The organism is Desulfuromonas svalbardensis (assembly GCF_055389415.1).
Genome location: NZ_AP042416.1, coordinates 1,595,490 through 1,615,453 on the forward strand (window position 1 = coordinate 1,595,490; position 19,964 = coordinate 1,615,453).

The 19,964-nt window shown below is 43.8% G+C and carries 22 protein-coding genes; 18 read left to right on the forward strand and 4 right to left on the reverse strand.

Annotated elements, in window-relative coordinates:
- The first annotated feature begins 85 nt into the window (after window positions 1-85).
- The 5 genes from rpsF (at window position 86) to dnaB (ending at window position 3,741) form a co-directional block, all read left to right on the forward strand.
- Window positions 86-502, forward strand: a complete 417-nt coding sequence (gene rpsF, locus ACZ5KY_RS07195) for a 30S ribosomal protein S6 (RefSeq protein ID WP_464243212.1) — start codon at window positions 86-88, stop codon at window positions 500-502.
- A 34-nt stretch (window positions 503-536) separates the two neighbouring features.
- Entirely contained in the window at window positions 537-794 is a 258-nt protein-coding gene (gene rpsR / locus ACZ5KY_RS07200) for a 30S ribosomal protein S18 (protein WP_464243213.1), read from the forward strand.
- The gene (locus ACZ5KY_RS07205) at window positions 795-1,757 is read left to right on the forward strand and encodes a DUF2232 domain-containing protein (RefSeq protein ID WP_464243214.1); all 963 of its coding nucleotides are present in this window, start codon (window positions 795-797) and stop codon (window positions 1,755-1,757) included.
- 20 nt (window positions 1,758-1,777) lie between these two features.
- Window positions 1,778-2,224: a 50S ribosomal protein L9 gene (gene rplI / locus ACZ5KY_RS07210; protein ID WP_464243215.1), complete on the forward strand. Its 447-nt coding sequence runs from the start codon at window positions 1,778-1,780 to the stop codon at window positions 2,222-2,224.
- A gap of 149 nt (window positions 2,225-2,373) precedes the next feature.
- Window positions 2,374-3,741 (forward strand): replicative DNA helicase, encoded by a 1,368-nt coding sequence (dnaB, locus tag ACZ5KY_RS07215; protein WP_464243216.1) that lies wholly within the window; start codon window positions 2,374-2,376, stop codon window positions 3,739-3,741.
- Window positions 3,742-3,746: 5 nt separating this feature from the next.
- Here dnaB and ACZ5KY_RS07220 read toward each other — a convergent pair whose 3' ends face one another.
- The 3 genes from ACZ5KY_RS07220 to dusB are packed head-to-tail and all read right to left on the reverse strand — an operon-like array spanning window position 3,747 to window position 7,300.
- The gene (locus ACZ5KY_RS07220) at window positions 3,747-5,192 is read right to left on the reverse strand and encodes a sigma-54-dependent transcriptional regulator (protein ID WP_464243217.1); all 1,446 of its coding nucleotides are present in this window, start codon (window positions 5,190-5,192) and stop codon (window positions 3,747-3,749) included.
- Window position 5,193: 1 nt separating this feature from the next.
- Window positions 5,194-6,384: a two-component system sensor histidine kinase NtrB gene (locus ACZ5KY_RS07225; RefSeq protein ID WP_464243218.1), complete on the reverse strand. Its 1,191-nt coding sequence runs from the start codon at window positions 6,382-6,384 to the stop codon at window positions 5,194-5,196.
- On the reverse strand, window positions 6,326-7,300 hold the full coding sequence (dusB, locus tag ACZ5KY_RS07230; protein ID WP_464243219.1) for a tRNA dihydrouridine synthase DusB: 975 nt from the start codon (window positions 7,298-7,300) through the stop codon (window positions 6,326-6,328). Before dusB ends, ACZ5KY_RS07225 begins: the two co-directional genes overlap by 59 nt.
- A 284-nt stretch (window positions 7,301-7,584) precedes the next feature.
- On the opposite strand from dusB, the gene ACZ5KY_RS07235 reads away from it, so the two are divergent.
- Both ACZ5KY_RS07235 and ACZ5KY_RS07240 read left to right on the forward strand, forming a co-directional pair.
- Window positions 7,585-8,898: a citrate (Si)-synthase gene (locus ACZ5KY_RS07235; protein ID WP_464243220.1), complete on the forward strand. Its 1,314-nt coding sequence runs from the start codon at window positions 7,585-7,587 to the stop codon at window positions 8,896-8,898.
- 318 nt (window positions 8,899-9,216) lie between these two features.
- Window positions 9,217-10,497 (forward strand): AAA family ATPase, encoded by a 1,281-nt coding sequence (locus ACZ5KY_RS07240; RefSeq protein WP_464243221.1) that lies wholly within the window; start codon window positions 9,217-9,219, stop codon window positions 10,495-10,497.
- A 147-nt stretch (window positions 10,498-10,644) separates the two neighbouring features.
- Here the strand turns inward: ACZ5KY_RS07240 and ACZ5KY_RS07245 are convergent, their stop codons facing one another.
- Window positions 10,645-11,715, reverse strand: coding sequence for a phosphatase PAP2 family protein (locus ACZ5KY_RS07245; RefSeq protein WP_464243222.1), 1,071 nt, complete (start codon window positions 11,713-11,715; stop codon window positions 10,645-10,647).
- A 281-nt stretch (window positions 11,716-11,996) separates the two neighbouring features.
- Between ACZ5KY_RS07245 and ACZ5KY_RS07250 the strand changes: the two genes are divergently transcribed.
- The 11 genes from ACZ5KY_RS07250 to ACZ5KY_RS07300 all read left to right on the forward strand — a co-directional run bounded on the left by ACZ5KY_RS07250 (window position 11,997) and on the right by ACZ5KY_RS07300 (window position 19,961).
- On the forward strand, window positions 11,997-12,179 hold the full coding sequence (locus tag ACZ5KY_RS07250; protein WP_464243223.1) for a Flp family type IVb pilin: 183 nt from the start codon (window positions 11,997-11,999) through the stop codon (window positions 12,177-12,179).
- 86 nt (window positions 12,180-12,265) lie between these two features.
- Window positions 12,266-12,451, forward strand: coding sequence for a Flp family type IVb pilin (locus ACZ5KY_RS07255; protein WP_464243224.1), 186 nt, complete (start codon window positions 12,266-12,268; stop codon window positions 12,449-12,451).
- An 86-nt stretch (window positions 12,452-12,537) separates the two neighbouring features.
- The gene (locus ACZ5KY_RS07260; protein ID WP_464243225.1) at window positions 12,538-12,723 is read left to right on the forward strand and encodes a Flp family type IVb pilin; all 186 of its coding nucleotides are present in this window, start codon (window positions 12,538-12,540) and stop codon (window positions 12,721-12,723) included.
- A 128-nt stretch (window positions 12,724-12,851) separates the two neighbouring features.
- Window positions 12,852-13,457 (forward strand): prepilin peptidase, encoded by a 606-nt coding sequence (locus ACZ5KY_RS07265; RefSeq protein ID WP_464243226.1) that lies wholly within the window; start codon window positions 12,852-12,854, stop codon window positions 13,455-13,457.
- 256 nt (window positions 13,458-13,713) lie between these two features.
- Window positions 13,714-14,580 (forward strand): Flp pilus assembly protein CpaB, encoded by an 867-nt coding sequence (gene cpaB, locus ACZ5KY_RS07270; RefSeq protein WP_464243227.1) that lies wholly within the window; start codon window positions 13,714-13,716, stop codon window positions 14,578-14,580.
- 95 nt (window positions 14,581-14,675) lie between these two features.
- On the forward strand, window positions 14,676-16,145 hold the full coding sequence (locus tag ACZ5KY_RS07275; protein WP_464243228.1) for a type II and III secretion system protein family protein: 1,470 nt from the start codon (window positions 14,676-14,678) through the stop codon (window positions 16,143-16,145).
- Between the two features lie 15 nt (window positions 16,146-16,160).
- Window positions 16,161-16,433 carry a hypothetical protein gene (locus ACZ5KY_RS07280; protein WP_464243229.1) on the forward strand — a complete coding sequence of 91 codons (273 nt, stop codon included), beginning with the start codon at window positions 16,161-16,163 and terminating at the stop codon, window positions 16,431-16,433.
- 216 nt (window positions 16,434-16,649) lie between these two features.
- On the forward strand, window positions 16,650-17,063 hold the full coding sequence (locus ACZ5KY_RS07285) for a TadE/TadG family type IV pilus assembly protein (RefSeq protein ID WP_464243230.1): 414 nt from the start codon (window positions 16,650-16,652) through the stop codon (window positions 17,061-17,063).
- A 46-nt stretch (window positions 17,064-17,109) separates the two neighbouring features.
- Complete coding sequence (locus tag ACZ5KY_RS07290; RefSeq protein ID WP_464243231.1) at window positions 17,110-17,523, forward strand: TadE/TadG family type IV pilus assembly protein; 414 nt, start codon at window positions 17,110-17,112, stop codon at window positions 17,521-17,523.
- Window positions 17,524-17,547: 24 nt separating this feature from the next.
- Window positions 17,548-18,735 (forward strand): pilus assembly protein TadG-related protein, encoded by a 1,188-nt coding sequence (locus tag ACZ5KY_RS07295; RefSeq protein ID WP_464243232.1) that lies wholly within the window; start codon window positions 17,548-17,550, stop codon window positions 18,733-18,735.
- A gap of 68 nt (window positions 18,736-18,803) precedes the next feature.
- On the forward strand, window positions 18,804-19,961 hold the full coding sequence (locus ACZ5KY_RS07300) for an AAA family ATPase (protein WP_464243233.1): 1,158 nt from the start codon (window positions 18,804-18,806) through the stop codon (window positions 19,959-19,961).
- Window positions 19,962-19,964 lie beyond the last annotated feature (3 nt).

The following is a 19,964-nucleotide window of genomic DNA, read 5'->3' on the forward strand; positions in this document are numbered from 1 at the left end:
AATTCTGCAAGTCGGCCACTTATAGTAAGTGTCCGCTCCTTGCTCCGGGGGAGACCGGGGCTAATATCCATGAGGAGGTTTACGCATGCGTACCTACGAAACAATTTTTATTGTAAATCCTCAGCTTGCTGGTGATGATTACACCGCAGTAGTAGACAAGTTCAAAGGTGTCTTAACTGAGCAACAAGCTGAAATTCTTAAAGTAGACGAGTGGGGCACTAAGCGCCTTGCTTATACTGTTAAGAAAAATGACCAAGGCATTTATGTTCTTGTAGTATTCAACGCTGAAAATAACGTTGTTAAAGAATTTGAGCGTCGTATGCGCCTTGATGAATCAATCATCAAGTTTCAAACCTTACTTCTAGAAGGTGGCTTTGAAGTTCCTGTAGAAGTTGAAGCACCAGTAGAAGTTGAAGCTGCTGTTGAAGGTGATGCCGCTGCTGTTGAAGGTGCCGCTGTTGTTGAAGCTGACGCTGCTGTTGAAGCTGACGCTGCGGAGTAATTCGTAAAGAAACAATCTGGAAGGATTATTTGATATGGCTTTCGTAAAAAAAAGTACCCCTGGTCGCCGTTTTGGTCGTCGTAAAGGCTGCCGTTTCTGCGCTGATAATACAATTAAAATTGATTACAAAGAGGTTCGTACTCTTCGTTACTTTGTTTCTGAGCGTGGTAAGATTGTTCCTCGCCGGATCTCTGGTAACTGTGCAACTCATCAACGTAAGGTTACTGAAGCAATTAAGCGTGCGCGTAATATTGCATTGTTGTCATTTACTTCAAATCGGACGGTTGATTAATTGGCAATTAACTTTGCTGTGCAAGAAAAATCGAGCTTTACGACTACCCTTTTGATGGTTGTTGTCGCTTCAATCGTAACATGTGGGTTGCTGATGTTTTCACAAGCACTGGGGCCTCTTGCAGTAGTTTTAAATTTGGCTTTATCTTTACCTATTGCTTATGTTGGCATGAGGTCTGGTTTTGTCGCTGCACTTATTGCGTTACTGATTGTGTTTGTCGTCGACGTTCAATTGTCTAGCATGCAACATGGATTGTTTTACCTTTTGCAATTTGGTAGTGCCTCTGTCGTATTACCTAAGTTGTTGAGGTTAGGTGTAGGCTGGTTTAAGTCGATCGGTGTTTGTTTACTTTTGACTAGCACAATCGTTTTTGTTTTTGGCTGGGGCTATGCGTCACGGTTAGAGACAACGGTACCCTCGATTGTGGCATCATATATTTCGAATGAAGTAGCTGGTGCACGTCAGATTTATCAAGATGCAGGGTTGGCTCCAGAACAACTAGATGAGTTACTAGCGGTTCTTGACACAACAGCGATATTCTTTCAGCAAGCCTATGTTGGCTTAGCTGTGATCTCTTTTGCTGTTGTGTTAGTAGTTACGCTATTATTGCTTAGTGTTGTTGCTCGAGGACGATATGTGATTTCTGGTGGTTTGTTTCATGATCTCCATCTGCCAGAATGGTTGATTTGGTTTTTAATTGTTTCAGGCTTTAGTTTGTTGTTGGATTTTACTGTAGTTCAACAAATTGCCTTAAACGTGTTAACCGTATTATTGCCACTGTATTTCTTGCAAGGTATTGCCATAATGACTTTCTTTTTTAGAAAGAAAGCGTTTTCGACTTTGTCGCGAGTATTTGGTTATGTGCTAATACTCGTTATTAATCCCTTGCCCTTATTGGTGACGGCCATGGGGGTGTTTGATATGTGGTTTGATTTTCGTAAGCCACGTGCAAAAACTACGTAGATCCTTTGTGGAGGAGAACGATGGAAATCATCTTAACTGAAAGTATTGATGGGTTAGGCGAAATTGGCGAAATAGTAACTGTAAAGCCAGGTTTTGCTCGTAATTATTTATTGCCTAAAGGCTTTGCTGTTCTTGCTGATAAAAACAGTGTTAAGCAGTTTGAGCACCAAAAGCGTCAACTTGAGCATAAGGCATTGAAATTGGCTAAGTCTGCTGATGCTATGAAAACAAAGATCGAAGCTGTTGCTTGTGTCTTTGCTCTTCGTGCTGGTGATGATGGTAAGCTGTTTGGTTCTGTAACCTCAGCTGATATCTGTGCCAAGCTTGCTGAAGCTGGTGTTGAAGTCGATCGCAAAAAAATCCAACTTGATGAGTCAATCAAGACTCTGGGTGATCATAAGGTTGCTGTTAAGCTTCCTGCAACAGTTGTTGCACAAATCTCTGTTTCTGTTATTGCAGCAGAGTAGCGTGTTTAACCCTGCGACAGGCTTTGGCTTGTCGTAGGGTTCTCATCTTTTGATTTATCCTTCACATCTGGGTAATGTCACTAATGAAATCGTAGACTAAATCTTTGATTTTATCATGGTGTTAACAGATTAAGGTTTTGGTTCGCCCTATGTCAGAGATGCTCAGTCATAAATTACCACCGCAAAACCTCGAAGCCGAGATGTCTATTCTTGGTGGGGTTCTGCTAGATAATGAGGCCTTGAATAAGGTTCTTGAAATCCTTACCTCTGAAGATTTTTATCGAGACAGCCATCGGCAAATTTTCACATCTCTTGTAACACTTTCTGAACGCAGTGAACCCGCAGACTTAGTGACCCTTACTTCACAGTTGAAGCAAAGTGATAGTCTTTCTGCTGTTGGTGGAAGTGCTTATCTTGCGTCGCTGGTAGATTACGTTCCCACAGCTGCAAATATTGTTTACTACTCCCGTCTTGTTAAAGAAAAATCCGTTGCTCGTCATATGATCAGTGTTGCCACTGAGATTGCCACTCGCGGTTATGAGGGACAAGAGATGGATAAGACCCTCGACTGGGCGGAAAAATCAATTTTCGAAATTGCCAACATGAAAATTCGTCCTTCGTATTTCTCGACTAAAGAGATTATGAAGGATACGTTTAAAGCGATTGAGAAATTGTATGAGCGTAAAGAGATGGTTACTGGTGTACCGACGGGTTATACCGATCTGGATACCATGACAGCTGGTTTGCAGGGTGGTGATTTTATCGTTGTTGCCGGCCGGCCTTCAATGGGTAAGACTGCCTTTGCCGTCAATGTTGTTGAGCATGCAGCAATGCATTCCGATAAGCCTATTTCAGCATTGATATTTTCTCTAGAGATGGGAAAAGAGCAGCTGGTGCAACGTATGTTGTGTTCGGTATCTCGTGTTGATGCTAGCCGTTTGCGCACGGGGCATCTCGGTGAGTCAGATTGGCCTAAATTGACCAATGGTGCAGGGTTGTTGTCTGAGGCTAAAATCTATATTGACGACACTCCAGCTATCTCAGTGCTCGAAGTGCGATCTAAGTCCCGTCGCTTGAAAGCTGAGCATGATTTGGGTCTAATCGTTATCGATTACTTGCAGCTGATGCAGGGAAATAATCCTGAGAGTCGTCAACAAGAGATTTCAGAGATATCTCGATCATTGAAGGCTTTAGCTAAAGAATTAAATGTTCCTGTTATCGCGCTGTCTCAGTTGAACCGTTCTTTGGAGAGTCGAACCGATAAGCGACCAATGATGTCTGACTTACGTGAATCAGGAGCGATTGAGCAGGACGCCGATGTTATCATGTTTGTTTATCGTGAGTCCGTATATTGTGAAGCCTGTCGTCGACGTGATGGTAGCTGTGATAAAGATCATGATAAGGATGCTGAAATCATTATTGGTAAGCAGCGTAACGGTCCCATTGGAACCGTACACTTGACTTTTCGTGGACAATTTACACGCTTCGAAAATCAATCTAATCGAAGTGAAAGCTGATCTGTTTAGTGCCCGCTATTCTTGCCTGTTGCAATCCCTAATAATTGAATTTTTTTGCGTAGAGTATTACGGTTTATGCCGAGGACCTCAGCAGCACGAACCTGATTTCCGCGTGTTTTATCCAGAATGATTTGAATCAATGGTCGTTCCATTTGATGCAAAACCATTTCGTATAGGTCGTTTATCTCAACGATATCCCGTTGTGCTAAGGAAGAACGAAGCTTGTTTTCTATAAGAGCTTCAAGGGCACAATCCTCTTTAGCCTCCTGGTCATTGTTTTGCACTAGATGCGGAAAATCGCTAGCCTGTAGGGTGCTGCCTTGGCTGAGCAGGCTTGCTCGTTGGATAGTGTTCTCCAACTCACGGATGTTGCCTGGCCAACGATGATTGACTAAGATTCCCATGGCTTTGTCGCTACAATGACTGATCTCTGAATTAAATTCGCTGTTCGCTTTTTGAATGAAAAAATTGACAAGGAGTGGAATGTCTTCAGTCCTATCTCGTAATGGTGGTAGCTCAAGAGGCAAAACATTGAGGCGGTAGTATAGATCTTCACGGAAAGTCTTTTCAGCAACACATTTTTCAATGATTTTATTTGTTGCCGCTACAATGCGAACATTGATCGGAATCGGCTGATTCCCTCCAGTTCGAGTGATCTCTTTCTCTTGCAGAACCCGTAACAGCTTTGTTTGTAAATCCAAGGGCATATCGCCAATTTCATCAAGAAAAATTGTTCCGCCATTGGCTTGCTCAAATTTGCCAATTTTACGCTCGTTCGCTCCCGTAAAAGATCCTTTCTCAAAACCAAACAATTCACTTTCAAGTAGTTCGTGTGGGATAGCTGCGCAATTTAAAGCTACGAACGGCATGTCTGACCGTTTGCTGTTGTGGTGAACTGCGCGCGCAATCAATTCCTTTCCTGTCCCAGACTCGCCTGTAATCAATACCGTAATGTCTGATGTCGATACTTTTCCCAACAGCTTGTAGACCTCTTGCATGGGACGACTGTTGCCGATGATCGCCTTTTCAGAGCTTGACCTTGTTGGGCTTTGTGTTTGCGCAGCAGGTGCTGTTCCGTTTGAAATAGAGTTTTTTTGTGCCTTAAGAATGATTGCTTCGAGAGCATCAAGGTCGAATGGTTTCGTGATGTAATCGTATGCTCCGCGTTTCATCGCCTCAACCGCATTTTGCATTGATGATTCTGCCGTCATCATAATTATAAAAAGGGAAGGGTGGTTTTTGAGTACCTCATCAAGCAGGTCAAGACCTGAAATGTCGGGCATTTTAATATCAATCATGGCAAGGTCATAGCAATGATTTTTTAGTAGTTCACGTGCACTGGAACCGCAGTCTGCTACATCAACGTGTAGTCCTTGGCGAGTAAGGGCTTTGGATAGGACCCAGCGAATACTCTCTTCGTCGTCGACAACTAAAACACGTTTAAGTGACATTTTATAACTCCAGATCAATATTGGGGATAATGGTTGAGATGAACGGTAGGTAGACGCTACAACACGTGCCCTGTTTCTGTGCACTGTCAATTCGTAATAGCCCATCGTGGTCGGTGACAATCTTTTGGCTGATCGCTAGGCCAAGGCCGCTACCGTTGTTTTTTGTTGTATAAAACGGTGTGAAAATTTTCTGTACAATGTTGGCGCTAATGCCCGGGCCATTGTCAATTATTTTAACAACAACAAATGGTACGGGTGTTTGGCCAGGACGGGTTAAGTGATGTTCGCTGTCAATTCGTGTCGATACTGTAATGGTTCCATTGCTGGTGATCGCTTCTGTCGCGTTCTTGATTAAATTTAGAAATAACCGCGTGAGCATTGTTTGATCGCCTTTGATAGGCGGTATACTTGGGTCGAGTTGCAGATTAAATTGAATCTTTTTCCCTTGTTCTGTCTGCGCCTGAAGTAGAACAATGTCATTGATTATCTTGGTTAGGTTGACCTCGCTAGTTACTTTAGGTCGTGGCGAGGTGAGATTCATTAACTCCTCAATGATACCATTGATACGATCTGTTTCCTTGATCATTACATGGGTGTATTCAAGCAAATCCTGATGTTGGTCTAGTTCCATAGATAGTAGTTGTGCTGCTCCACGAATTCCGCCGAGTGGGTTTTTTATTTCATGGGCAAGTGCAGCAGCTAGGGTCTTGAGCATCTCTAAGTGTTGTGCCCGTTGAATGTCCTGTTCCAGTTGCCTGAGGTTGGATACATCATGTAATGTTAAGATGATGCCGTTTTGTACTCCTGCATCCGTATAAAGAGGCGAGGCGTTTACGCTGACCGATAGCGGTAAGGCATTTGGTCTTCGTAGCTGGATTGTTTCTCGATCAGAGATTGATCGACCCTCAGTCATTGCGGTATTGATCAGATAGATGATGTCATCTTGATCTTTAAAGAGCTTTCGAACGTCGCAGTGAGAAGCTTGGCGAGTGGATAATCCAGTGAGGATTTGCGCCGCAGGGTTGATGAGGACGATGCGGTGTGAACTGTCGATGGCAATGATGGCTTCATTGGTACTATTAAGAACGTGGGTCGATAGCTTCTCTTGATCTAAATGTGAGTCGATAATGATATTACTCCAGACCAGTGAAGAAAGAATGGATGACCTCTTCAAGCTCATTGATTTGGTCAATTTGGTTTACCCGAAAACGAAATTCCCCCGCTCCATTCAGCCCACGAGAGTACCAACATAAGTGCTTGCGCATCTCAGCTGCAGCGCGACGGTCGCCAAATGATTGTTGATAAAGTTTAAGGTGACGCATGATTGTCACTAGTCGCTGCTGAGGTGAAATTTCACGAAGTTCTTCACCACTTTGAAGGCGCAAAATGTTCTCAATAAGCCATGGGTTGCCATAGCAGCCACGGCCAATCATGATACCATCACAGCCTGTTTGTTGTATCATTCTAAGTCCATCTTCAGGGGTCATAATGTCCCCACTGCCAATAACTGGAATATTGACAGACTGTTTCAGTTCAGCAATGTGGTTCCAGTTTGCTTGGCCACCAAAACCTTGGCAGCGAGTGCGTGGGTGTAGAATAAGGGCATCAGCACCACATTGCTCTGCAATTTTACCAATTTCAATGAAATTGATGGTTGCAGTGTCCCAACCCGAACGAAATTTAACAGTCATTGGTAGAGTTGACGCTTTGCGCATCGCGCTGATCACGTCACCAGCATGCCGAGGTTTTTGCATTAGCGCACTGCCCGCACCCGAACGCACTACTTTCTTGACAGGGCAGCCCATGTTTAGGTCAAGGATCTCTCCATATTCAGAAATAATTTTAGCCGCTTCAGCAAGAACAACTGGGTCATCACCAAAGAGTTGAACGCCAAAAGGGGTTTCAGCTTGTGAGCGTTGCAGAAGTTCAACTGTTCGTTGACCGTCACGAATAAGTCCATTCGCGCTGATCATTTCAGAGTAGACAAGTCCAGCTCCCGATTGCTTACAGATTTGGCGAAAAGGGGAGTTCGTAATCCCAGCCATTGGAGCGAGTACAACATTATTCTCAAGGATAAGAGAACCAATTTTAAGTTTTGAATTGCTCATAATTTAGGCAATGTATCATGGACGTCCTTCCCCTGTGAATGCCAAAAGAGACATGGCCGTAAAAATACTGTATACAAAAATGCCTTGACGCTCTACCGTGAGTTTGTTAAAACTTATGTTGGTAAAAAAAGGTGTCCGAATTTAGAACACGTACCTATTTTTTGAAATTGGTTTTTTCTTCATGATGAGTGGTCGGGGGACTTACTCATCTGAAGTTATTGTAGTTGGTTGGTGGTCATGTAGATCACCCCATTTTCATTTCCATTTATAAGGAGAGAGAAAAAATGTCAACATTAAAGCAAGTAATGAAGCAGAAGATTGATGCTCATCGTCCTCGTACAACCAAGCTGGTAAAAGAGTTTGGTGATGTGTCTTTAGGTGAAGTTACTATTGCACAATGCATCGGTGGTGGACGTGGTATCAAAAGTCTTGTTACAGATATCTCTTATCTTGATCCTCTCGAAGGTATCCGTTTCCGTGGCATGACTATTCCTGAGACATTTGCTGCACTACCTAAAGTTCCAGGTAGTGAGTATCCTTATGTTGAATCATTCTGGTTCTTGTTAATGACTGGTGATGTTCCTTCAATGGAGCAAACACTTGAGATTGTTGAGGAGTGGAAGTCTCTTTCAGCTCTTCCTCAGTATGTTATTGATGTTGTCCGTGCGTTGCCACGTGACTCCCATCCAATGGTAATGTTCTCTACTGGTATCTTGGCAATGCAGCGCGATTCTGTATTCTCAAACAACTATGCAGCGGGCAAATTCAACAAGATGACTTGTTGGGAAGACATGCTTGATGATTGTAGCTTCTTGATGGCTAAGCTTGCTCCTTTGGCAGCTTATATCTATCGTATGAAGTACAAAGCAGATGTTCATATTGCTCCTGATCCTGAGTTAGACATGGGTGGTAACTTCGCTCACATGATCGGTCAATGCGAAGAGTACAAAGATGTTGCACGTATGTACTTCATCCTTCACTCTGACCATGAGTCTGGTAACGTTTCTGCACATACCACTCACTTGGTTGCTTCTGCACTTTCTGACATCTTCTACTCCTACTCAGCTGGTATCAACGGCTTAGCTGGTCCTCTTCACGGTTTGGCTAACGAAGAAGTTCTTCGTTGGACTCAAAACTTCATGAAGCAACTAGGTGGTAAAGTTCCAACTGCTGAAGGTCTAAAAGAAGCTCTTTGGGCAACACTTAACAGTGGTCAAGTTATCCCTGGTTATGGTCACGCAGTATTGCGTAAGACTGACCCACGTTATACTTCACAGCGTGAGTTCTGCCTCGCTACAGAGGGCTTGAAAGACTATCCTCTGTTCCAACTTGTTAGCATGATCTATGAAGTTGCTCCTGACGTATTGCTTGAGCAAGGTAAAGCTAAGAACCCTTGGCCTAACGTTGACGCACAGTCTGGTGTTATTCAGTGGTTCTATGGCCTAACAGAGTATGAGTTCTACACTGTTCTTTTCGGTGTAGGTCGTGCTTTAGGTTGCTTACCTAACGTTACATGGGACCGTGCTTTGGGTTACGCTATTGAGCGTCCTAAGTCTGTTACCACTGCAATGCTCGAAAAAGTAGCAGGTATCGCATAGAAAATATCTAAAATTTATTTTTAGAATTAAAGGGGTGTCCACTGGGCACCCCTTTTTTTATGTCCAAACAAATTCCAAATACACATTGTTTATCATGTTTCCGACTCTTAAGTTCCCTCTCGGCTTATCCTTTAAGTTGTGTTGTAAAATTCTTTGAAAATATCTTTGTCATGACCATTTCATTGCAACGTCCACTTGTTGCACAAAAATATGCTGTTACACTTAAAATGAATTAAGTGAAATAGCATTTTTTGTGGATGTAAGTTTCCAATCAATAAAAAGAGAATTTAGTTGTTCTCATTGCAATGGGAGGGATTGATGAGCGTACACACAGCGGGTAATCGAATCTTTAATCGTGTTGATGGCGGTCCAAAGAGTATTGCTGAACTTGATGTTTCATTACCTTTGGTAGAAAGTATTTTATTGCGCTATCTGTATAGTCGAGGTTCTTCAAGTCTTACGGATGTAGGTAAAGCATTGAAGCTTTCATTCTCTTTAACTCAGGCATTATTTCAACGCTTACGTGAGAGGAATATGTTTGAAGTGACTGGAATGGTTGGTCACGATTACCAGATTGCCCTTTCTGGCCCAGGTCGAAATTATGCCGCAAAACTTTATGATACCTGTCATTATTCGGGTCCGATCCCCGTATCCGTTTCGAGTTATACTCAGATGGTGACTGAACAGATTCCAGACCTTAGGCTTAATCGTAGGCTGTTGAAGGAGTCGCTGGCGGATGCAGTGGTCACTGATGATTTTCTTGATCAACTGGGGCCCGCCTTGATGACACAAGACCCTATTTTCCTTTATGGTCCGAGCGGGAATGGGAAGACCTTCGTTGCCAGCCAGGTTATGAATGTTTACCATGATACTGTATTGATCCCTTATGCATTGGAATTTGATGGCCAAATTATTATTGTTTATGATGCCGCTGTGCATAAGAAGGTGGATGATGTTGAATATGCAGGTGATCCTCGTTGGGTAGTTTGTCGCCGACCGTTTGTCGTCTGTGGTGGGGAGTTGTCAACACAAATGTTGGAATTACACGCAGATGAGGGCGCAAATGTCTATGCTGCACCAGTGCAAATGAAGGCAAATAACGGGATTTTAGTGATCGATGATTTTGGACGCCAGACCATGTCACCGCAGGTATTACTTAATCGCTGGATTGTACCTTTGGAACGTAAAATTGATTTTTTGACCTTAAAGTATGGTGCGAAGCTCCAAGTTCCTTTTGAGATGAACATCTTATTCGCAACAAATGTGGATCCTCGAAGTCTTGTTGATGATGCCTTTTTACGCAGAATCAAAAATAAAATCTATGTAGCCCCAGTCAGTGATGAAATTTTCGATCAGATTTTTTATAAATTAGTAGAACAGCGCGAGTTGTTGTGTCAACCAAACTGTGCTGCTTCATTGAGACACTTATGCCTTGCCATGGGTTCTAAGATCCTTCAAGCGTGTATTCCGAAGGATATTTTAGATATTGTCGCTTCGATTGATCAGTATGAAGGTGAAGCTACACCATTGACTGGAGACAAGTTAGAACGCGCTGCAAATCTTTATTTCACGAAAATCCAGCACTTTGTGGATAAATAGTTTGTAACGCTGATTTTGCTACAATTCGTTTCATACTCAACAGGCTGCGCATCATGTTAAATGCACAGCCTGTTAGCATTCTGGGAGGTGGGACGGCATAAACAGTCGAAATATCGACATCTCTTAACTCTCGGTTACAACGAGTGATTACCCAATTAATTTCGGATATCGGTTCAACATCCATCCTGTGCCTAACCACATCAGCCACGTTCCGATGATGGCAACATAACCATCGATGGCATAGTGCCAACCAAGATGGACAGAACCGATCATGATAATCACCAAAAAAATTGTAAGCAGTATCCCTAATGCTCGATTGATACACCATCCTAACAGTGCAAATAAGGTTGAAGTGGCAACATGCATACTCGGCATTGCAGTAATTCCACTGCCAAGGACAATTGACTTATTTGTGTAGTTCTCCCAAAGCATTTCTTGTACATCTACAGCGAGGATCGGATAGATTTCGTTTGTATTGCGAAGGTATTCTAGTAATGATTGAAAGGGGTCATAAAGTCCAGTGATCCGTCCGTAATAACATGGCCCAGCAGAAGATAAGCCGATAGCACCGATAGTGCCGAATAGTATCCATATCCCGATAAAACTCAATAAAAAACGCATCCTCAATAATGGTGTCCGCAAGCTAAAAGCCTGCCAGAAGAGCATCCCGTACATCACAAAGAACCATAACTGATAGAAAAAATTGATGCCGCTGGTGATAATTGGTTTGCCAACGATTGCATGCAGCAATTGCCACGGCATTATACCGCCATGGATTAGCGCATCGAGTTCTGCGAGTGAGTGATCCCATGAATATGGATTTATAACAGGCAGAATATTTTTAAATGATGTAAATGCGGAAAAAAATAGCGGGAAAAAAAGTAACATGGGAGCCGCTGTAAAAATTCTTTTGCTGATAAAGATGTTGTCACGTAAGTCATTAAAATAATATTTGAAAAGTCTGTTTGGTCTGATCCATAACGTTATAAAGAGAGCGTGGCTACAAAAATAACAAAATATAAAGCATGCGCTCAGTATCCCCAGTTCACGAGTGTAGAGGGTGGTAGCCGTTTGCGCCGCAACGTTAAATCGGTCGGCAACAGCGACACTCGTTAATGCGTATAGGGTGATTATTCCAATGAGTAATAGCTGTGAACGCACTGCTTCCATGAATTGAAGATAAATATTTTTGATAGCGAGAGTTGTCAAGTGATTCATAACGTAACGAATAGCCCTTTCTGAACAACTAAAGTCTATGTCTTGTAACTATTCCAAATATTAACCCTACTTTAGAACTATAACAGTGTTTTTCATTTAGTCACCTTCCGACAAAAAACTCTAAGAATGGAAGATATGGTTGTTTTCTTCTTTTAATGATAACCGGCTATACGAAGATTAGAGAATGGAAATAATTTTTTCCCTAGCTTGACAGTCAGTAATTGAAAGATATGATTTTATTAACAGTGGGCAGCGAGTGATGTCAGGAAAGGAGGTACTCAGTGAAGAATCCTAAAAAAATTGCATGCATCACTCTTGGAGGAGAAGGGTGTAACCCCGTTGATCACGGACTCATGGTTGCGCTGATCTCTGTAGTGGCGATTGCTAGTGTTGAGCTACTTAGAGATCAAATTAATGCTGCATTTAAACAGCTCGTCACAGTAATAGATTCCGTTGGAGGTTAGTCCTTAATGATGACTTCTCAGGTCGTTGTTATCGATAATTGGAATCTATTTTAGGTGTGTATGACACACCGATCAGGAGGGTCGTGATGAAACAACTAACTAAATTAATGGTTGGATTTTTGCAGGACGAAGAGGGCGCAACAATGGTCGAGTATGGCTTGATGGTTGCCTTAATTGCCATTGTGGCAATGCTTGGCGCAAGGGCCATGGGCGTTTCAGTTAATACGCTCTTTTCCGATGCCTCCACCACAATAGATTCCGTTGGAGGCTAGTCTTTAATGATGACTGGTCAGGTCGCTGTTATCGCTAACTAGAGTCATTTTCAGGTGTGTACGACACACCCAAGAGGAGAGTTGTGATGAAAAAAATAACTAAATTAATGGTTGCATTTTTGCAAGATGAAGAGGGCGCGACAATGGTCGAGTATGGCTTGATGGTTGCCCTGATTGCCATTGTGGCAATGCTTGGCGCAGCTGCCATGGGCGTTTCGGTTGACGCTATCTTTGATAAAGCCTCCACCAAATTAGGGGGATCTGCAGGTTAATCTTTCATCAATAGTTGCTACCAAGCTAACTCAGGAACGGTGTCATTGTTTTTGATTTCAGTAAGTTATGTTTGGCTGAGGGACGATTTAGTATGAGCTGTATCAATTAAAGAGGCAAGGTGGTGAGCGTGAGCATTTCGAAAAATAGTGTTCGATTTATTACAGGTGGGGCTGCCGTTGCATGCTCTGTGTACTTTGCTGTAGTAGAAGGCGCAAACAGTGTGACTGTTCTCCTTGCCTCTCTTTTCATCCTCAATATTTGTATTACCGACACGTTTCACGCCAAAATAACGAATATTGCTAATCTCGGGTTAATCCTCGCTGGTACAAGTTACAACCTGTACCTGGCGGGATTCGCGGGTTTTATCACCTCTCTACTGGGGCTGATTACGGGTTTGTTGCTCCTTATTATTCCCTACCTGATGGGCGGGATGGGAGCTGGCGATGTCAAGGCGTTGGCCGCTCTTGGTGCTTTGCTTGGCCCCGCAAGTGTTTTTCAAGTATTCCTTTATATCGCCTTGGTTGGCGGTGCCATGGCGATTTTACATTACGCTATGGCGGATAATTTTATCAATAAATGTCGCAGTTTCTTCACGACATTGCGCACCTTTGTTTACACCTGGAATTTCAGGTTATTTATTCCAGATCGTCAAGGTGAGCGGTTACGCTTTCCCTATGCTGCAGCGATTGGCTTTGGTTTTTTTGCCTTCGTCCAATGGGGGCCACTGATCTAAAAATAAACTAATTGGTGTCAATCTTCCTCTCTTGATCTGTACTTTTTACCCATCCTCCTCGCTAAAGCGGAGATCTAGAAATTTTACACAGATTTCTGGGCTCCCGCCTTCGTGGCAGAGATGATCTTTTGGCTAGAGCGAAAGAGCAGTGCTAATTAGTGAAAAAATGTGAATTGAAATCCGGTAATCAGAGTTAGTTACTCGCCATATCCGTGAGTATATTGCGAAAGAGCAACCCACACCAAGGAGGTTAGGCATGAAAAAATATAGCACTCTCATCGCATTTAGCGTTGCCGTGCTTTTGGGTCTTGGAGCCGTCGTTATGGCCAATCGTTGGCTGGAAAATAACGGTTCTGAAAAGCTGGTAGTTCAGAACGCAGAAGTACCCATGTCTACAGTTGTGACCGCCAATCAACCTCTTGATATGGGTACGTTGCTGTCGTCAGAAAACCTTACTTTAGTCGATTGGCCAAAGGGCAATACACCCGTGGGTTCGTACCCAGCGATAGCGGATGTCGAAGGGAGAATCATCGTCAATAAGATGGTTGCTGGGATGCCTATTGTGTCCTCCGCGTTAGCAGCACCAGGGTCTGGTGTTGGTCTTGTCGCGGTGATTAAGCCAGGAAAACGCGCCATGTCAATCAAAGTTGATGAGGTGATCGGAGTTGGTGGTTTTATTCTGCCCAATACGTTTGTTGATGTTATTTCTGTAAAAAAAGTGTCAGGGCAGCAGCAACGAAAAGTAAAAACAATCCTTGAAAAAATTGAGGTTCTTGCCATTGCTCAAGAGACGTATACCGAAGAAGGTAAAGCTAAGATCGTGCGTACCGTCACCTTAGAGTTAGAGCCAAAACAGGCAGAAAAACTGGCGTTAGAAACCAACGAAGGGGAGATCCATTTAATTTTACGTAACCCGTTGGATGACGTAAAGCCAGAAATTAAAAAGGTGGCACAAGTAAAATCTTCTGTCCCTGTCCCTGTCCCTGTCCCTGTCCCTGTCCCTGTGCTCAGATCAAGGGTTCGCGTACCGCCACTTTCATCTCATGATGTGGAGGTGATCAGAGGATCACAACCAGTGCAGAAAATTGAATTTCAACACGTCAATTCGGAACAGAGAATTTAATCAGGAGGGGGAGCATGATGAGACGAAACTGTATATTACGATTTGGCATCGGTCTATCGGTGTTTGCCATAACACTTATCTGTTGCAGCACGGTCTTGGCCGCAGAAATGGAGCGAACGACACGAGAACTAAAGCTCGGGGGGTCTGATCTGATCAAGACATCGCATCCGTTCAAGCGTGTGTCTATAGCCGATCCAACTGTTGCCGATGTGGTCGTTCTTTCACCGCACGAACTGTATGTTTACGGAAAAAAAGTGGGTTACACAAGTGTCATCCTGTGGGCCGAGGGTAAAGGTAAGACCTTGCTGGATGTTGTTGTCTCTCTTGATTTGACGGCGTTAAAGCAAAAAATATATGAATTGTACCCTGAACAGAGAATTGAAGTTTACGGTTCAGAAACAGGTGTTGTGTTAGCTGGAACTGTTTCAGGGCCGGAGATTGTAGAACAGGTGTTGCGTCTGACACAAACTTACATGCCTAAAAAAGCTGAGGGCGATGGTGGCAAACAAGGGACAGGTCGCTCAGGACACGCGGTGACCAATCTGCTGCAGGTTGAAGGGATGCAGCAGGTGATGCTGGAAGTGAAGTTTGCCGAAGTCAACCGTAACTCCATCCGGGATTTGCAGGTGGCGCTGGGACTTAATGATATCGGCAATCATTTTTTAGGAACTATCGGTGTCGCAAATGTGGGCACTGACATTTTTGGTAGTGCTTTTAAGGTGGGCGGGGATGTTATTGGTAATGGCATTATTGGTAATGCGGCGCATAACCCCGGATCGTTGTTGGGTAATTTCGCTGGTATCAACAATAATGTTTTTGCAAAATTTGACAATATTACCACGGCATTGGAGTTTTTGGAAACCGAGGGCTTGGCCCGTTTGTTGTCGGAACCTCGCTTGGTGACCATGAGCGGCCAGGAAGCAAGTTTTTTGGCTGGTGGTGAATTCCCGATTCCGGTTCCGCAGGGTGACGGAGATATCACCATTGAGTTTCGCGAATTTGGTGTTGGGCTTATTTTTACACCGGTGGTTCTCAGTGATGGCAAAATCAGCCTGCGCGTTTCACCTAGCGTAACCCGGACAACTGCTGACTCGGCCGTCAAGATAGGTGCTGGGGGGGGGCAAGAGTTTTTTATCCCGAGTCTGTCAACACGCAAACTTGAAACGACTGTCCAGCTCTATGATGGGCAGACTTTGGCTTTGGCTGGTTTACTTGAAGACAATTTGAGAGAGACCGTTAGAAAGGTCCCTGGCTTGGGCGATATTCCAGTTCTGGGTGCTCTGTTTAGAAGCAGTAACTATCAACAGGATAAAACCGATCTGTTGATCACCGTTACCCCACATCTGGTGAAGCCAGTGAAAGAAGGTTCTGTCCGTTATCCGGGTGAATTTTTCCAGCCTCCCAATGCCTTTGAATTCTATCTGGAAGGGCGCCTGGAGGGGGAACGCAGACCTGATGACGTATCTGCTGTGTCGGCGCATAGTTTTGAGGCCCGCGCCATACCGGTTCAATCTCAGGGTGGATTGGAAGGTACATTTGGGCATCAACCGGTTTCAGGCCAATAACGGAGGAGATCAATCATGAGAGCTTTTCTGCTTACTATAGCGATAATCATTGTTCTTGGCGGCTGCGCCTCGGTTGAAGAAGCGTATTATCTTGATCAGGAGTTTGGCGAAGCCAGTCAGATCACTTGGGATCAGCAGGTGGCCAATCCTGATTATCGCTATGTTGACAAAGTGCCTGATACTTTAGGTGGCATTACCGCCGAAGAAGTGATGGCCGTTCACAATGAAACATTTGCTGAAAAGCCAGCTAAAATCGATGTTTTCCAGCTTGGGGTTGGTGGCGATTAGTTTTGCTGACTCCCACAATAAGATTATTGTGGCAAACATGAGTATGGCTGAGTATGGCTGAGTTTGGCTGAGTATGGCTGAGTATGGCTGAGTATGGCTGAGTATGGCTGAGTATGGCTGAGTATGGCTGAGTATGGCTGAGTATGGCTGAGTATGGCTGAGTATGGCTGAGTATGGCTGAGTATGGCTGAGTATGGCTGAGTATGGGAGGCCGATATGGTGAAAATAAATCCAGTGAAAAACAATCGTGGTGCCGCCCTTGTCGAGTTTGCCATTGTGTTGCCGTTGTTGTTGCTGTTGCTCGTCGGCATAATTGAATTTGGCTTGCTCTTCTACAATAAACAGGTGCTGACCAACGCCAGTCGCGAAGGTGCCCGTGCTGGAATAGCTCGAGTTGGCAATATCTCCGATATTGTCGATGACTATTGTCGCGATCGCTTAATCAGCTTTAGTAGTCCCAACGATGTGACAACGTCTGTTGCTGGCGAAGGGGGCGCACTTAATGATGATTTGATGGTAACTGTCAATTATGATTATGATTTTATGCTCCCATCGTTGCTTGGTTTTGGTACCAGAATGCAGCTAAGTGCAGTGACGGTGATGAAGATGATGATGATTGTTGTTGAATAGTCTTCGAAAATTGTTTGTGAACTGGTGGTTCCGAAGGGGGGCAAGCATGGCGACAAGAAACCCAGCTCAAAATGAGCAGGGAACGACGATGGTAGAATTTGCAATTATTGTTGTTGTACTGCTTTCGATTGTTTTTGGGATTATCGAATTTGGTGTGCTTCTGTTTGACCAGCATGTGCTAACGAATGCCAGCAGGGAGGGGGCCCGTGCCGCGGTTGTGTCTCGGGTGCCACGTTTACCAGAGTCAGATGTGATTGATGTTGTCGAACATTATTGTCAACAACACCTCGTGACTTTTGGTGATTCTGCACTTCTAACTACCGTTGTTGATCGTAATGGGACATCCTTTGGTGACGATTTAGAGGTCACTGTTACCTATCCGTTTTCCTTTTTAGTTCTGTCAAACTTTGGGCTAGGGCCAGTCACATTAACGGCTGTGACTCGTATGAAGATGGAGTAGTTGAAAGTGAGGAGAGTTGAAATCATGAGGTATCGACATCTACGACATTTTGTACTGCTCAATTCACGTGGCGCAACATTGGTTCTCGTTGCAATCCTGATGACAGTGTTGATTGGCTTTGCTGCATTAGCTATTGATATTGGCTATGTTGCAACGACTCGGAACGAACTGCAAAATATTAGTGATGCCTCGGCTCTTGCCGCAGCAGGCAAGCTTGGTGAAATCTATATGAACAACGGGTCGTATAATCATGACACCGACCATATGTTGATTGAGGACATCGCAATAGCCGTGGGCCAAAACAACCGCGCGGCAGGTTTGTCCATTGCGATAGCTGTTTCTGATATAGAAATTGGTTCATGGAATGCTGATCCTGGGGCATCACCGCGTTTTACCAGCAATACAGCTGATCCCGATGCTGTTCGGGTTACTGTTGGTCTGACTGATGACGTTAATGGAAAAATATCAACATTTTTTGCTCGAGTGTTTGGTGAGGATTCGGTTGCAGTTATGGCCGATGCTGTTGCTGCGTTGACGGGGCCAGCTGAGATGGACCCAGGCGTGCTGAAATTACCGGTTGGCTTGTCAGAGAATCAGTTCCCCGATAACTGTAAGGAACCAATTACGTTTGGCGATACGAAGGATAGTTGTGCTGGCTGGCATATCTTTGATGAGGATAAAATCAATTCCAACGATCTTGATGCCATGATTATCGGTATGATTGTTGCCCACCCCGATGGGTTGTCTTGGTTAGAGGAGAATTTTCCAAACATAAAAAAAGTTCCTGCTGGTTATGATTCGCCGCATGTTACTTCGGGTGAAACCATATTTAATTTTCAAGGTGGAACCATTGCCAGTCTGTTTAATAGCGATGTCAACAATCCCGCCCCTATTGAGGCTTTGTTCGATTTTTGGAAAGAACGGGATGATGACGAAGAATACAATTTCCCCGACAAGGCCCCGTTCACTGACCAAGGATTTGATCGTAATGATGTGTGGGTGGCAACGGTTCCTGTTTATGCTGATGGGGTCCCATGTGAAAATCCAACAGGAGAACTCCTTATAATTGGCCAAGCTGATATTATTGTGACTCAAATTAATGGACCACCGGAAAACTCGATCGATGCTGTTATCGATTGTAATTATAAGGCGTTACGTGGTGGTGGTGGCAGTGGAGGGACTATTGGCGCCATTCCGAACCTTGTTGAGTAGTTTTGATATCGTGCCCTTTTGATTTATTTATCCTCGCGAAGAAGTTTTAATGAAAGTGGAGTTCACCTATGATCAGAACTATCAACATCGCACTAGAAATCAGTAACAACGATCTGTTGCAAAGATTGTTGTTACTGATTCAGCGCCTTGACGCGGTTCAGGTCGTCCCTGTTGCGAAGCTGGTTACGAAAGTGAAGCCAGATATTGTGATCATTGATGATAATGGAGAAAATTCAATGTTCAATGTTTTGAAAACTCTTTGCGCTGAGGTTCCTGAACGGATTGTTTTTCTTGTCTCTACCGATGCTTCACCACAGCGAATTGTCGAAATGATGAAGTCAGGTATTGCTGAATACTTGATGGTTCCAGTTGATAAACAAACGCTGAATAAAGCGATCGAAGATGTACGTATTCGGCTGACTAATGTGGTTGATAAAGTTGCTAATGGTTTAGTCTATAGTTTTATTGGCAGTAAAGGGGGGCTGGGCTCAACAGTCATTGCGGTAAATACCGCTGTTGCAATGGCAGCGGATAAGAAAAGTGATGTCGATTTTTTTGACATGAGTATTCAGTCTGGCGACGCTTCGGTGATGATCGATGTCGTACCTGAAACAACAATCATAGATATTTGTCAAAACTTTCACCGCCTCGACGTGGCCTTGTTGCGCGGTGCCATGTCTAAAGCACCCTCTGGGTTTGATTTTCTTGCTGCGCCTCTGGATCAGGAAGATTACCAAAGCGTAAGTGCTCACCATGTGGAACAGATTATTAAGCTTTCAAAAAAGATTTACGACCAGACAATCATCGATTGTACGTCAATGTTTATTGATGAATGCACTGTCGAGGCATTTAAAGCGTCAGAAAAAGTAATTGTCGTTACTGAACTCTCTGTATTAGCCGTCCGCAATACTGCAAGGCTAATTCAGTTGATCCGTAAAGTTGGCATCGACGCCGATAAAATTGAGGTTGTTGTTAATCGTTACATTCGCGGGGGAGTTCTTTCTGTTGCCGATGTTGAGAAAACAGTAAAGCAGAAAGTTTTTTGGTTATTTCCCAATGATTTTGATGACATTGTATCTTCGATTAATCAGGGTGTTCCTTTACTTTTGCTCCATCCTCATGCCCCGTTTTCCAGCAATATTCTACATTTTGTAGAAAAGCTGAAAGATCCACAGTCTGCCGGTAATTATCGAGGTGTCCGCGGTACGTTTGGAAAGGCGATCTAGTTT

Bases quoted from the DNA above. Each gene is read 5' to 3' on its own strand.
- rpsF (WP_464243212.1), top strand. From the start codon at position 86: ATGCGTACCTACGAAACAATTTTTATTGTAAATCCTCAGCTTGCTGGT.
- rpsR (WP_464243213.1), top strand. From the start codon at position 537: ATGGCTTTCGTAAAAAAAAGTACCCCTGGTCGCCGTTTTGGTCGTCGT.
- rplI (WP_464243215.1), top strand. From the start codon at position 1,778: ATGGAAATCATCTTAACTGAAAGTATTGATGGGTTAGGCGAAATTGGC.
- dnaB (WP_464243216.1), top strand. From the start codon at position 2,374: ATGTCAGAGATGCTCAGTCATAAATTACCACCGCAAAACCTCGAAGCC.
- ACZ5KY_RS07220 (WP_464243217.1), bottom strand. From the start codon at position 5,192: ATGTCACTTAAACGTGTTTTAGTTGTCGACGACGAAGAGAGTATTCGC.
- dusB (WP_464243219.1), bottom strand. From the start codon at position 7,300: ATGAGCAATTCAAAACTTAAAATTGGTTCTCTTATCCTTGAGAATAAT.
- ACZ5KY_RS07235 (WP_464243220.1), top strand. From the start codon at position 7,585: ATGTCAACATTAAAGCAAGTAATGAAGCAGAAGATTGATGCTCATCGT.
- ACZ5KY_RS07240 (WP_464243221.1), top strand. From the start codon at position 9,217: ATGAGCGTACACACAGCGGGTAATCGAATCTTTAATCGTGTTGATGGC.
- ACZ5KY_RS07245 (WP_464243222.1), bottom strand. From the start codon at position 11,715: ATGAATCACTTGACAACTCTCGCTATCAAAAATATTTATCTTCAATTC.
- ACZ5KY_RS07255 (WP_464243224.1), top strand. From the start codon at position 12,266: ATGAAACAACTAACTAAATTAATGGTTGGATTTTTGCAGGACGAAGAG.
- ACZ5KY_RS07260 (WP_464243225.1), top strand. From the start codon at position 12,538: ATGAAAAAAATAACTAAATTAATGGTTGCATTTTTGCAAGATGAAGAG.
- cpaB (WP_464243227.1), top strand. From the start codon at position 13,714: ATGAAAAAATATAGCACTCTCATCGCATTTAGCGTTGCCGTGCTTTTG.
- ACZ5KY_RS07280 (WP_464243229.1), top strand. From the start codon at position 16,161: ATGAGAGCTTTTCTGCTTACTATAGCGATAATCATTGTTCTTGGCGGC.
- ACZ5KY_RS07285 (WP_464243230.1), top strand. From the start codon at position 16,650: ATGGTGAAAATAAATCCAGTGAAAAACAATCGTGGTGCCGCCCTTGTC.
- ACZ5KY_RS07290 (WP_464243231.1), top strand. From the start codon at position 17,110: ATGGCGACAAGAAACCCAGCTCAAAATGAGCAGGGAACGACGATGGTA.
- ACZ5KY_RS07295 (WP_464243232.1), top strand. From the start codon at position 17,548: ATGAGGTATCGACATCTACGACATTTTGTACTGCTCAATTCACGTGGC.
- ACZ5KY_RS07300 (WP_464243233.1), top strand. From the start codon at position 18,804: ATGATCAGAACTATCAACATCGCACTAGAAATCAGTAACAACGATCTG.